This is a genomic window from Weissella kandleri (assembly GCF_045504165.1).
GTDB classification, from domain to species: domain Bacteria; phylum Bacillota; class Bacilli; order Lactobacillales; family Lactobacillaceae; genus Weissella; species Weissella kandleri_A.
Genome location: NZ_JBJJNY010000013.1, coordinates 20,317 through 34,432 on the forward strand (window position 1 = coordinate 20,317; position 14,116 = coordinate 34,432).

Here is a 14,116-nt window from a genome sequence, read left to right on the forward strand (position 1 = left end):
TATATATACGTTGATAAGTTAATTACAACGTATCGGGGGGTTAGCGAAGTCTGGTTAAACGCGGTGGACTGTAAATCCATTCCTTCGGGTTCAGAGGTTCGAATCCTCTACCCCCCACCAGTATTTGGGGTATAGCCAAGTGGTAAGGCAGTGGTTTTTGGTACCATGTAGCGTAGGTTCGAATCCTACTACCCCAATAAAAAAGCTTTGTAGTATTAAGACATAGCTTGTACAACGTTTAAATCGTGAGTGCGTGAAAAATTGAATTTTTTGCCCGCTGGCAAGTTCGCTTTAACATAATTGTTAAAGCGATTTTTTTAATAAAAAACTCCGTAGTATTAACACGGAGTGGATGGATTAATTCTTATGATGCACAATTGGTTGTATCGCCCATAAAAGAATATCTAATAGTAAACTAATAATAATAAACGGTGGCCAAAAGAAAACAATAACTAAAGCAACAATATTGAGTATTAAAGATGTAAATTCAGTAAAATATAAATGTTTTAAATCACTATTAATTTTTAATACCTCATTGCGTAACATTGAAAAAGAAATATTGTAAATAATTACATTTAAAGCGTATAACCATGCAGCTATGGGAGAGTATATATCAGATCCAAACCAGGCAGTTGTAGCTGGTAATAATGTAGCGCAGAATAGTAAAAATATATTTGTATATAGTATTTTATGGTTTATAGTTTCAATGTGTAAAAATAAATTATGGTGATTAACCCACCTCACCGCTAAAATCGTGAAACTAACAATATAGGCAATAAATGAGGGGGCAATCGCAATAATCGGATGTATAGAGTGATCATCCGTGGGTAAGTGTATGTCTAATACTAAAATCGTCATAATGATGGCAATTACTGCATCCGTAAAAGCTTCAAAGCGTTCTTTGTTCATATTATAAAAAGCTCCTAATTGATTTAATTGTTTAATTATACTGATACATTTAGTTGTAGCAACTCAATGAAAGATTAGTTAGTGAAAATTGGCGAGTGGCTCTTTTAGCTTTATTAATTATGCTAAGCTGATATCCTTATAAAAAATAGTTTTAAAATTTTAAAATAGCCGTTAAAACGATGTGTCACAAAACTTAATGTGGCGTTTTTTGATTATCAAAAATTTATGAGTATTTTTAGGATAGTGGTGTGACCAAAATGAGAATTAATTTATTTTGATTGAGTCAAAATAGATATTTTTTGGATAAATCCTGAAGAATAAGCGAAATAATCGGCAATTTTTAATTTAAATCAGCCATTGACTCGGTTGGAGCGGCGCATATCGATGTATTTAAAGAAAAGCTGTCCGATATCTTGACATGTTTGTAAAAAAATCTTGTATCTATAAGGGAATGCTGTTAAAATTAAAACATTATTAGATTTTTTACATAAAGGTGTAAGAGGAAAGATCAGGAGTTTATGGGTACAGAAGAAACAGAAGAAAAGAAATTTTTTGGTCAACCAATTGGACTCGCTACTCTATTTATGACGGAGATGTGGGAACGCTTTTCATATTATGGAATGCGGGCTATCTTGTTGTATTATATGTGGCATTTAATTTCAACCGGCGATTTAAATATTACGCGCGCGGTTGCAGCTTCAATTATGGCAATTTATGCATCGATGGTTTATCTATCAGGGGCGGTTGGCGGATATATTGCTGATCGAATGATAGGTTCACGTAAAGCGGTCTTCTTAGGTGGAGTCTTTATTATGGTTGGGCATCTTGTTTTAGCTTTACCGTTTGGAGCTTCAGCGTTATTTGGTTCGATTGCCTTGATTATCATTGGGACCGGGTTGTTAAAACCAAACGTTTCTTCATTGGTTGGTTCACTTTATACACCAACCGATCGACGTCGGGACGCAGGATTTTCGATTTTCGTTTTCGGAATTAATCTAGGTTCATTTATCGCCCCCTTATTGGTTGGTTGGACTCAAGAAAGTTTTGGTTTCCACGCCGCCTTTGGTTTGGCAGCGATTGGGATGTTCTTTGGCTTAATCCAGTATCATTTTGGTGGTAAAAAAGATTTGCCAACGGATGGTCTCTATCCAACTGATCCTCTGCAACCAGAAGAAGTTAAGCCTTTAATTTTAAAAGTGCTTTTAGCTTTGATTGTTTTTGGCCTAGTTGTGGTATTGATGAATTTGATGGGTTGGAATGAGATCGCTGATTTCATTAATTTGTTAACAATAATTGCGGTCGCTGTCCCAGTTATGTATTTCGGACAAATGCTAACATCATCAAAAGTTACTAAACAAGAGCGTTCACGGGTCGTAGCTTACCTACCTTTGTTCTTAGGAGCTGTGTTATTTTGGGCCTTGGAAGAACAAGGTTCCGTGGTCTTGGCTACCTTTGCGCAAAACCGGACGATTCATACATGGTTCCCAGCTTCTTGGTTCCAGTCATTGAATCCGTTCTTTATTATGTTGTATACGCCATTCTTTGCATATTTGTGGAGCCACTGGAAGAAGAATTCTCCTTCTGCTCCTATGAAGTTTGCGGTTGGATTACTCTTTGCGGGAGCTTCGTTCTTGCTCTTAGCCATTCCTGGAAATATCTATGGAACAGCTGGCCGAGTTTCACCACTTTGGTTGCTTGGTTCATGGGCTTTGATTATCATTGGAGAAATGCTGATTTCGCCTGTTGGTTTGTCCGTAACGACTAAGTTGGCACCTAAGGCCTACACAGCCCAGATGATGTCACTATGGTTCTTATCTTCAGCCGTCGGATCAGCTTTGAATGCACAATTCGTTGGTATGTATAGTCCAAAGACAGAAGTACAATACTTCTTTACCTTTGGAATTATCACAGTTGCTTTGGGAATTGTGATGTTATTTATGGTTAAAACCGTGGTTCGTTTGATGGACGGGATTGAATAAGTTCGAGTGTGAAATTAAACCAGGTCGCAATGCGACTTGGTTTTTTAATTGATTGAAGGTGGAGGTTATAAATGAGATACCGATTCGGTATACTTTGGTTAGGTGTGATAAAATAGTATTATTAATTAAGAAAGTGAGACATGCAAAAATGCAAGATAATATGCAGCTAAAGCGATCTGCGTGGCAACGAGTAAGATTAAACTGGGCAGTAGTTTTTAAACTGACATGGCCTTTAATTGCTTGGCAATTTTTAAGTGCGTGGGTTTCATATGGAAGTGGTTTTAAAGGTCAACATACGTTTACATTGGCTAACATAATGTACATGTTAAGTGAGAGCCTCTGGTCTGGGTTAGTTGAAGCCGTCTTGGTAGGAGTTATTAGTCTGGGAACGGTCTATGCTCTAATTGAGTGGGTGCGCACAGAGAAAGTCCCTGAGCAACCGGAGAAACAAGGTTTTAAGTATTTTAAGCGCGAAACCGTCCGGGATGCAGTGGTCTTAATGGGGCTCCGCTTCCTATATACTATTTTATGGGGAATTTTGTTGTTTATCCCTGGTGTGATTAAAGCAATCGCATATTCACAGGCAGAGTTTTTGTATGCAGATGATGTTAAACAAGGGAAAACGATTGAGTCGATGGGTGAATATTTGAGTCGCTCGCAAGCTTTGATGGACGGACATAAGGTTCAATATTTTTGGTTGCAAGTTCAATTTATTCCTTGGTGGATTTTAGCGGCTATAACCTTTGGACTAGCATCATTTTGGATTTTGCCATATTATGAAACTGTCATGGCGGAATTCTATTTAAGTTTACGCAATGAGCAATAGCTTAGGTATATTTAAAAATTCAACATTAATTTTCAAGCGAGTAAAAAACCCTACAGTGAATGCTGAAGGGTTTTTAATTTTTCAGACGCGTATACAACATCAATAAATTCGGTTATACTTAACAATTAAGAGTTAATGGGCAAATTAAAAAGAGGTAAAGTGCAATGGAACAAAGTTCAGTCGCAAAGCATCGCTATATTACTGGACTCGATGGTCTCCGAGCGATTGCGGTCATCGGCGTAATTCTTTTTCATCTGTGGCCCCAAAAAATTATTGGTGGCTGGCTCGGGGTCCCTTTATTTTTTGTGATTTCGGGGTATTTGATTACAGATTTACTGATTCAAGAATATGATCAAACGCAGACAATTAATTGGTACAGTTTTTGGTGGCGCAGAATTAAACGGCTATATCCAGCATTGCTGGGGATGCTTTTGCTTGTCACAACGATGATTGGACTTTTTGCACGTGATTTTTTATATAATTTACGTGGCATCATTGCTACCAATTTAACATATGTATTTAATTTTTGGGAAATGGTCCATGGACAATCATATTTTGAGCAATGGAATAATCCTTCGCCGTTCACCCATCTTTGGTCATTATCAATTGAAGGTCAATTTTATTTAATCTGGCCTTTAATTGTTTGGTGGGTACTAAAACATGGGTGGCATCGCGCTAAAATTGCAGGTAGTTTGTTCGGTGCAGCGGTTGTCTCAGAAATTTTAATGGTTATATTATATAATACTGTCGGTCTTGACCGAGTCTATTATGGGACGGACACACGCTTGTTTGCGATCTTATTAGGAACGGCTTTGGCTTTTATTTGGCCCTCACTGCATCTGCGCGAGCAAATTAAGCCTAAGGTTCGACGCAGCTTAAATTTGACGGGGTGGGGAGCCCTGTTGGTTGTGTTAATGGCATTTTGGCTGATGGATGGTCAATTAGCTTGGACTTATGACGGAGGGATGTACCTAGTTAGTTTAGTGATGACCATTTTAGTAGCGGTTACCGTTCATCCAGCGTCTCAATTTAGTCAATTATTAAATGGACGCTTCTTGAATTATTTAGGGACGCGCTCATACAGTATTTACCTATATCAATTACCAGTATTTGTTTTGTATGATCAACTAGTTCACCGGCCGGTAAATCTTTTTGATGATTTTTTGAAAATCGCGTGGGTCTTACTGTTGGCTGAAGTTAGCTACCGCTATATCGAAGAAGTCTTTCGGCGCAAGGTTAACTTCACGCACCAAATGGTTGGGCGGACCCGTCTGACTTACCAAATTATTGCGGGGATTTTAAGCTGCGGAATGTTGTTTGTGTTGGTGCAACCCAACGCTGGTAAAGCGCAACCTAAGACGACTTTAGAGAAACGTCTAACCACGAACGCGCATAAAATTAAGCAAGCCAACCAGCAGGCGAAGGCAGAGGTTTCAACGACCAATCAATTAACAGGTGATGATCGCGCGACGATGGATAAGTTTGCGGTAAATGAGCAACAATATCAGCAGTTGAAAACATTGAAAGTGACGGCGGTGGGGGATTCAGTTTTGTTGAATACGGCACCGAATTTACAACAATTAGTACCGCATATGCAAGTTGATGCTAAGGTTGGTCGTAGTGTGGCAGATGTAGTGTCAATCGTGCAACGGACGCGTCACAAAGATCAAATGGCAGGCGATTTATTGATTGCGGCCGGAACTAATGGAAATATATCTGAAAAACAAGTTCAAACGGTGATGCAGGCGGCAGGACTTAAAGTGCAGGTTTATTGGGTTAATGATTTTGCTAATCGGAGTTGGATTGCGGGCAACAATTTGCTTTTGGACCAGATGAACAAAAAATATGATAATTTGCATATTGTTAACTGGCAGCATCAGGTGCAGCAGCATCCAGAATGGTTGGGTAAGGATGGCGTACATCCAAATCCAGTTGGTTCGGTTGAATATACAAAATTAATCTTACGGTCCGTTTTAAAAACGGGTAAAGATTAAGAATGATGTATGAATAGATTTAAATAGGTTAGCTTCTTTTCGCTACAATGCGGATGGCTAAGCTATTTTTTTATTGAAGAGGTTGTTAATTTAAATGATTTTCGATATAATTAACTGGTTAATTAACCGGTAAAGGAGTTTTAAGATGACAGATATGAATAAAACGACAGCCAATCTCATCAATGAAAGTTTGAATCGCTTATGTCAAAAGGCGGAGCAACAACGCGAATTTTTGTTGAGTCCGAGTCAGGATAATCTAACGACGACGCAAGGGCATATTCTAATGTTGCTAGCTGAACAGCCAATGCAAACGAATGCACAATTAGCGGACAGGTTAAACCTTAGTCGGGCAGCGGTTACTAAAGCTATCAAGAGTTTGCAACACGATGCCGATGATGGTGGCTATTTAGAGGCTGTGATGGATCAACATGATGGACGGGTAGTGCGGTTTCAGTTAACAGAGCAAGGTCAATTACATGCCCAGGACCACTTACGGCAACATCAGGTGACTTTGCAAATTTATCAAGAATTATTAAATGATTATTCTGAATCTGAGCAACAGGTAATAAAAAGTTTCATGGAGCAATTGGTGATGAAGTTGGAGGCTTAGGATTGAAACAGCATAAAAATATCAATGGTTGGCTGGGCTTAATCGTGGTGGTCAGCTTGGTAGGGTTAATTTTGCATCAAGCCGTATTGGCGCGACCGGCCAGTTTTCAACAAAGTACAGTTGCCTCGCCTAAGAAGCTCAAGATTGTCAGTAGTCTATCGGTGTATGGTGAGATGGCCCAAGCGATTGTTGGAAAATATGGTGAGGTCGTTAATATTGTGGGCCCCCATAATGGCGATCCCCATGATTTTGAACCGACTTTGCAGACTGCCAAAACATATGCGCAAGCTGATTTAATAATTAGTAATGGAGGCGGTTATGATGAATGGGCGCACAACTTAAGCGCCGCGCATGCAAAAACGCCCCAAATTGAGGTTAGTCATTTGGTTAGCTATCAGGAAGGTGATAATGAGCATTTCTGGTATCGTCCGCAAATTGCGCAAGTGGTCACAGCTGCTTTGGTAGAACAATTAAGTCGTCAAGACGAGCAACATCAAGCCTATTATCAACGGCGAGCGCAAAATTATTTAGCAACCTTGGCGCCGTTGCAACAAATGCGTGATGACATTAAATCTCAACTAGCAGGGAAAATGATTCTGACAACTGAGCCAGTTTATGACAATGCCTTGGCCGGTTGGTCGGTTCATATTGGTGATCAAGAATTTGCGCAGGCGGTGGAGGCCGGTAACGATCCCAGTCCGCAAGCAATTGAACAGTGGAATCGAGCCCTTGAAAAAAAGCGAGTTAGCCTGGTCATAGAAAATACGCAAACGACTAATCGGATTACGCAACAGGCTGTGAAAAAAGCGCGTCAAGCTGGTGTGCCGGTGGTTGGAGTGACAGAATCTCAGCCAGCAGAGAAAAATTATTACCAGTGGCAAATGGATATTTTACAAGCAATTAAAACGGGGTTGGAAGCGTGATAATTTTAAAAGGAACAAATATTGGAATGCAAGCCAATGGGCATTGGCTCTATCAAGCCGTGAATTTTCAGTTGGAACAACAACATATTTTGGCTTTGCTCGGAGAAAATGGAGTCGGAAAAACGACTTTAATTCAAACGATAATGGGTGAGCGGCCGTTAGACCAGGGCAGCTTAACTTGGGAACAAACGGGTCTGCAAATTGCTTACGTTCCGCAATATCGCAGTGATGTGAATCAATTTCCTTTAACGATTGCCGAGTACGTTAAGTTGAATTTTGATACTGGTTGGCGGCCGTGGTTAACCCAAGAGGAGCAGGCATGGCTCAAGCAAATTTTAGCAGCCACAGCGCTAACTGAATTAGCGCATCAACGGATTGATCAAGCCTCTGGTGGTCAACGACAACGAGCGTATTTAGCCCAAGCCTTAGTGAAAAAGCCTGATGTTTTAATTTTAGATGAGGCAACGGCAAATTTAGATGCCGCTGCTAAATTCCAATTTATGGATGCACTACAACATTATCAACAAAAGCATACTTTAAGTATCATTATGGTCAGTCATGATGCCGAAATTGTTGATCGCTATGCTGATGATTATCTCTTAATTCAGCACCACCAGGGCCATTTTGGACATTATCAACAGCAAACGCAACATCCTTTACTGACGGAGGTGGAAAATGTTTAGTTATTCGTTTATGCAGCAGGCGTGGCTGGTCGGAACCTTAATTGCCATTGTCGCAGCTAGTATGGGTGTTTTTGTGGTAGCGAAGCAGATGGCCTTTTTTGGGCACGTTTTAAGTGAAATTGGATTTGCCGGTGCAGCGTTTGGTCTATTTATGGGCTGGTCGCCGTTGTGGGGGATGTTGTTCTTTACGTTGGCAGCCGCGTTAGGCATTGGGCAATTAAATCAAATTGAGCAACAAAAAGAGGCATCGATTTCGGCGGTGAGCGCGATTGCCATCGGGTTAGGAGTTGCCTTTTTAGCGTTGTCTGGTAAAAGTTCGAGTGCCGCCACGGGAATCTTATTTGGATCAATTTTTAGTTTAAGTTGGTCAAACGTCTGGCAGGTGGCGCTATTGGCAGGTATCGTTTTATTCATCTTATTAGGCTTATATCGCCCATTACGGCATTTAGCCTTTGATGCGCAGACGGCAAAATATAATTTGAAACATGTCGTATTATTAGAAAGTATTTTTTTAATGTTAATGGCAACCACGGTAGCGGTTTCCGCCCAAGTTGTAGGTTCATTGTTAATTTTTATTTTATTGATTTTACCAGCCTCAGCAGCCTTACAATGGGGGCGCACGGTGGTGTTAATGCTAGGCTGGGCAATTCTTTTTGCACTGTTAGGTGTATGGGGCGGATTACTTCTAGCGTATTGGACCAATTTACCGGTTAGCTTTTTTATCGCCTTAATTGAGGCCGGAATTTACTTCGTTAGTCTCCGGGTTAAAGCAGCAAGTTTTTAGAAAAAAGCACGCAAGACCGGTGGTTTCTGTTAGAATGGATAAAGCGCATTTTAACTAAATCAGAAATTCAAGCCAGTAATTAGGCGGATAAATTAAAGTAAAAAAGGAGTTATGAATGTTAACAGTAACAGATCTTTCGATTGCCTTTAACGGTAAAAAATTATATGACAATGTCAATTTGAAATTCACCCCGGGAAATACGTATGGTGTGATTGGAGCTAACGGGGCTGGAAAATCGACGTTCCTAAAAATTTTGGAAGGTAAATTAGCGCCAACCACTGGAATCGTTAAGATGGGTCAAAATGAACGGATGTCATCATTGGTGCAAGATCACTTTGCCTTTGATGAATATACCGTCCTAGACACGGTGATGCGAGGTTATACGGAATTATATGATGTTAAACAAGCGATGGATGAAATTTATACACATGATCCATTTACAGATGAAGATGGAATCAAAGTGGGTGAATTATCAGCACGTTTTGAAGAAATGAATGGTTGGACCGCGGAATCAGATGCCATTCAACTTTTGCAAAGTATTGGAATTCCTGAAGAATTAAACTATGCCTTAATGGCCGATCTTCCTGAAAGTACCAAAGTTAAAGTCTTACTAGCACAGGCTTTGTTTGGTAATCCAGATATTTTGATTTTGGACGAGCCTACCAATGGGCTTGATACCAAGACGATTGCTTGGTTGGAAGATTTTTTGGCTGATTATCAAAATATTGTGATTGTGGTTTCCCACGATCGACACTTTTTAAATGCGGTTTCAACAATGATTTTGGATGTTGATTACGGACAAATTAAGCTCTTTGTGGGAAATTATGATTTCTGGAAGGAATCAGCAGAATTAGCTGCACGTCTACAAGCGAATGCCAATGCTAAGAAGGAGGATCAGATTAAAGAGTTGCAAGACTTTATCGCTCGTTTCTCAGCTAATGCTTCGAAGTCTAAGCAAGCAACTTCACGTAAAAAGCAATTGGAAAAAATTACGCTTGATGATATTAAACCTTCATCACGAAAGTATCCATATATTCACTTTGATATTACCCGTGAAATTGGGAATGATTTATTACGAGTTGAAAATCTTTCTAAGACTGTCGATGGTGTGAAGTTATTGGATAATGTAACTTTCACTTTGAGCCCTAACGATAAGACCTTGATTGTTGCTGAAAACGACATTGCTGCAACTGCTTTGTTAGATATTTTAGCCGGGCGGATGGAGCCTGACTCTGGAACAGTTACTTGGGGGGTTACCACTACGCGTGATTACTTAGCGAAAGATATGGGTGCTAATTTTGCCAAGGCAGATATGCCAATTCTAGACTTCCTACGCGACTATGCCTCAAAAGAAGAAAATGATAATACATTTTTGCGTGGTTTGTTAGGACGGATGTTGTTTAGAGGCGAAGACGCCGAGAAAACCTTAGATGTTCTTTCCGGAGGTGAGAAAGTCCGTGTGATGTTATCAAAGTTGATGCTGACAAAAGCGAATGTTTTGGTTTTAGATGACCCTACAAACCATCTGGATTTGGAATCAATTACTTCATTGAATGATGGATTGGTAGATTATGAAGGATCTTTGGTCTTTACTTCGCATGACCATACTTTCGCTCAAACGATTGCGAACCATGTGGTTGCTGTCTCGAATCGTGGATCAATTGATCGCGCTGATATGAAATATGATGAATTCTTAAATCATCCTGAAGTGCAAAAACAACTGGATGATCTGGGAATTGTGTTATAATTTGAAAAATCTTAAATGAGATGTTGAAATTGTGTGCAAAGATTGTAATTCAATATTAATTTTTGAAATTTGATTGAAGAAGGATATTGAATAAGTTTGTAATAGTAAGCCGGTTTGATGAAAATCAAGCTGGCTTTTTTGTGTTGATTTTAATTGTGAACAAAAAGATATCCTTGTCAGGAAGTTATCCAGTGTATTATTATGAGAAAATAATTAAATTGATAACAGAAAAATTAAAAGGAGAACCGAGAATGATGTATACGTTAAGTTAATAAATAATAACTTATAGCTATTAAAAATAATATTAATTATGATAGATAGATTTAGGATGAAGGAGATGACAGGCAGAGATAAGGAGCTGAATATGGTGTATAAAAAGATGGGAGTTTATTTCCAACTATTGGGATTGTTATGTGGGTTTCTAATGTCCCCTTTCGTTAGCTTAGTCCATGCGGATGATAATAAGAATGATCAAACGCGTCAAGTTATGGTGCGCTGGCCTAAAACGGTGGTGGAACAAAATGGGCAGCAAATTCTACCAAATGTTCCGTATCAAGGAGTGGGAACGCAATTAGATGTTACTTATGATTGGAATATTAATGATGCACAGGTTATCGAAAAGGGTGATTACTTTGTGCTCGAAAAGATTCCACCAGAATTTAAAGTTGCTAGCCCGTTGGGATTTAAATCGCAGGTTTTGGATAATACTGGACAAGTGATTGCTGAAGGAATCTATTACAGTCATCAAAACCAAATCAAGTTTAATTTTATTCGGGCGCTTGATGCACATAACCTGCGGGGAAAAATCAAGTTGCACTTTGAAATGAGCTATTCTAAAGATGGACAAGCTCATTTTAATTTAGGTGGTGACGATTATGTGGTTTATGACCCAACCTGGGGACAAGAACCTGTTGGTCAACCGGGCGAATTGTCACGCTACAAGCCTTTGGAAAAGAGTGGACGGTATGATTTTAATGAAGATACGAATGAATTAATTTATTCATGGCGCTTGTATTTAAACCATACCAAGCTACCGGCTGGACATTATTTAATTCATGATACATTGCCGGAAAATATGGTGTTTGACCAAAATAATTTTACAGTTAAAGCCGGGAAATGGAATGTTAAAGAAAATGGAAATGGTAATTTGTATAATAGTGGTTTTTCAGTGGAAAGTGATTTGACAGATCAACGTATTCGAGTACAGCAGATAAGCGGGCGCCATTTAGTGATTGCGGTTGATATTCCAGCAGGTAACCAGATGGATTATATGCTTTTATATAAAACTTCAATTCCAGTTGATGATCCTAATTTTGCGCAACTTTATGTAGGTGACCAGGTTGTTGTCCAAAATGTGGCGCAGTTGGAAAATGCGCGTGGTCAAATTTTGGGCGCAGATGTTATGAAAATTGTCTTTAACGCGCGTGGTTCTGGAATCGGTGATTTTGACGAAAATGGTAGTTTGTTAATAAAGAAAGTGGACGGGGTAAGCCAAGTTGGCTTAAGCGGAGCAACTTTTAATTTATACGATGATCAAAAGCGTTTGATTAAAGCTAACGTAGTCACGGACCAACAGGGGATTTTGCAAATTAAAAGTTTGTTACCAGGAAATTACGTCTTAGTGGAGCAAGACGCGCCGGTTGGCTATCAGTTGGATGCCAAACAGTGGCCGCTTCAAATTAAGGCGGGTCAACCGACCGAATTAACCGTCCCTAATCAAAAAATCATCGCCAAGGTTAGTCAAAATGGGCAAATTATTTGGCATGACCAAGATAATGTTAATAAAAAGCGTCCTGAGTTGCTAACGGTCGAGATTTATCAAAATAATCAATTTTTTGAAAAGCAAACCGTTTCAGCCAAGCAAGATTGGAAATATGATTTTAGTAATTTACCTAAAGTGGATACGACAGATCAGCCGTACCAATATACAGTAAAAGTGGCAGAATTTCCCCGTTATGAAACTAAGATTTCAGGGCGTAATATAGAAAATACTTTGTACGGCTTAACTGCGCGGACAGGCAATAAAATTTGGCAGGATGATGACAATTATGAAGGACAGCGCCCAGCTGAGGTCGTGGTTGAACTTTATCGAAACAATCAAAAAATTGCGCAACAAACACTTAAACCACAAGCCCAATGGCATTACGCCTTCAAAAAATTACCAAAATATGATGAACATGGTAAAAAATATGATTATCAGGTGAAGGAAGTCCCTGTGAAAAATTACCGCTCAGAGAAACGAGGTAATGATATTATCAATACTTTGACGGGTACTTTGAATTTACGAGGATCGAAAAAATGGAATGATAATCAAAATCATGCGGGATTGCGCCCCAAACAAGTAGTCTTTGAGCTGTTAAGAGATGATGTGGTAGTTCAAAAGATGCAAGTATCAGCTAAGACAGGATGGCGCTACGCTTTTAAAAATTTGCCAAAGTATGATGCACAGGGGCGGCGTTATCATTATCAGGTGAAAGAACAACCTGTGAAATATTATCAAGTTCACCAAAAAGGGGCCCACTTTATTAATAGTTTAGTTGGACAGGTTGATGTTAAAGGTACGAAAAAGTGGTTGGATCAAAATAATCTGTATAAATTGCGCCCCCAAGCCGTTACCATTAATTTGCATCAAAATGGCCGTAAAATAGCTGAGACGAAAACTTCATCCCAGCATGATTGGCGGTATCATTTTAAAGACCTACCTAAATATGATCAAAAGGGAAAGCCATTTAACTATACTATTAGTGAACAACCCGTCGCGAATTATCAAGGAGTCATTGCTGGTTATAATGTAACGAATACTTTAGCGGGGGTCACTCAGATTTCAGGGACCAAGATCTGGGATGATTTGAATGATGTTCAGGGGTTACGTCCGTCTGAAATACAGGTTGATTTATATCAGAATGGTCATTTAATGGCAACGGCAGTGGTTAGTAAAGATCAGGCATGGCGTTATCATTTTGATCAATTAGCGAAGTACGATGCACAAGGTAAATTGTTTAATTACACTGTTTCAGAACGAGCAATTCCTTACTATCAAAGTATTCAGGAAGGTTATAATTTTATTAACCGGTTAAATGCAGCTGAAACACAGACTAAGGTTGATGGTAAGAAACAGTGGTTAGATGATGATAATCAGGAGAAACTGCGACCAGATCAAATTACGATTGATTTATATCGGAATCAAGTAAAAGTCGCTACGCAAATTGCGAATGCTCAGAGTAATTGGCAGTATCAATTCGACGGTTTGCCTAAATACTGGCAAGGACAGTTGGTAGCGTACAGGCTTCAAGAAGTTGGAGTCCCGCATTATCAAATGAAGCATGAGAACTTTAATTTGACGAACACGATTGTTGGGACAATTGCTTTACACGGGGAAATTTTCTGGAAAGATGGTGATGAGCGTGAACGGCCGAAGCAGGTGAATATAGAGCTTACGCGCAATGGCGTAGTCTGGAAAGAGTTAAGTATTACACCTGAGTTGAACTGGAAGTATAGTTTTAATAATTTGCCGAAATATGATGAAAATGGACGACGATATATTTATACAGTCGATCAAAAAAATATGCCAAAATATGAAAAAAGGGTAGACAAAACGAATTTCATCAATACACTTATTAAAAGTGAGCCAAGTGAGCCAAGTGAGCCAAGTGAGCCAAGT

10 protein-coding genes and 2 tRNA genes are annotated in these 14,116 nt (G+C 39.3%); 11 read left to right on the plus strand and 1 reads right to left on the minus strand.

The genetic code is table 11. From position 1 onward, the window contains the following. The first annotated feature begins 34 nt into the window (after positions 1–34). Both ACJQWY_RS06195 and ACJQWY_RS06200 read left to right on the plus strand, forming a co-directional pair. A tRNA-Tyr gene (locus tag ACJQWY_RS06195) sits at positions 35–120 on the plus strand. A gap of 5 nt (positions 121–125) precedes the next feature. Beyond that, a tRNA-Gln gene (locus tag ACJQWY_RS06200) sits at positions 126–197 on the plus strand. 160 nt (positions 198–357) lie between these two features. Here ACJQWY_RS06200 and ACJQWY_RS06205 read toward each other — a convergent pair. After that, positions 358–909, minus strand: a complete 552-nt coding sequence (locus tag ACJQWY_RS06205) for a TMEM175 family protein (RefSeq protein WP_407076867.1) — start codon at positions 907–909, stop codon at positions 358–360. Positions 910–1,427: 518 nt separating this feature from the next. On the opposite strand from ACJQWY_RS06205, the gene ACJQWY_RS06210 reads away from it, so the two are divergent. From ACJQWY_RS06210 to ACJQWY_RS06250, 9 genes are all read left to right on the plus strand, one after another. Continuing rightward, positions 1,428–2,888 (plus strand): peptide MFS transporter, encoded by a 1,461-nt coding sequence (locus ACJQWY_RS06210; protein WP_407076868.1) that lies wholly within the window; start codon positions 1,428–1,430, stop codon positions 2,886–2,888. A 148-nt stretch (positions 2,889–3,036) separates the two neighbouring features. Next, entirely contained in the window at positions 3,037–3,714 is a 678-nt protein-coding gene (locus ACJQWY_RS06215; protein ID WP_407076869.1) for a DUF975 family protein, read from the plus strand. A gap of 164 nt (positions 3,715–3,878) precedes the next feature. Beyond that, positions 3,879–5,708 (plus strand): acyltransferase family protein, encoded by a 1,830-nt coding sequence (locus ACJQWY_RS06220; RefSeq protein ID WP_407076870.1) that lies wholly within the window; start codon positions 3,879–3,881, stop codon positions 5,706–5,708. 145 nt (positions 5,709–5,853) lie between these two features. Continuing rightward, entirely contained in the window at positions 5,854–6,318 is a 465-nt protein-coding gene (locus ACJQWY_RS06225) for a MarR family winged helix-turn-helix transcriptional regulator (RefSeq protein ID WP_407076871.1), read from the plus strand. A 2-nt stretch (positions 6,319–6,320) separates the two neighbouring features. Further along, a complete protein-coding gene (locus ACJQWY_RS06230) occupies positions 6,321–7,241 on the plus strand; it encodes a metal ABC transporter solute-binding protein, Zn/Mn family (RefSeq protein WP_407076872.1) in 921 nt (306 codons plus the stop codon). Then, positions 7,238–7,924: a metal ABC transporter ATP-binding protein gene (locus tag ACJQWY_RS06235; protein WP_407076873.1), complete on the plus strand. Its 687-nt coding sequence runs from the start codon at positions 7,238–7,240 to the stop codon at positions 7,922–7,924. The genes ACJQWY_RS06230 and ACJQWY_RS06235 overlap by 4 nt, the downstream gene beginning before the upstream one ends. Then, positions 7,917–8,708 (plus strand): metal ABC transporter permease, encoded by a 792-nt coding sequence (locus ACJQWY_RS06240; protein ID WP_407076874.1) that lies wholly within the window; start codon positions 7,917–7,919, stop codon positions 8,706–8,708. Before ACJQWY_RS06235 ends, ACJQWY_RS06240 begins: the two co-directional genes overlap by 8 nt. A 115-nt stretch (positions 8,709–8,823) precedes the next feature. Further along, on the plus strand, positions 8,824–10,455 hold the full coding sequence (locus ACJQWY_RS06245; RefSeq protein WP_407076875.1) for an ABC-F family ATP-binding cassette domain-containing protein: 1,632 nt from the start codon (positions 8,824–8,826) through the stop codon (positions 10,453–10,455). A gap of 364 nt (positions 10,456–10,819) precedes the next feature. Then, a partial coding sequence (locus ACJQWY_RS06250) for a Cna B-type domain-containing protein (protein WP_407076876.1) occupies positions 10,820–14,116 on the plus strand: 3,297 nt, incomplete at its 3' end.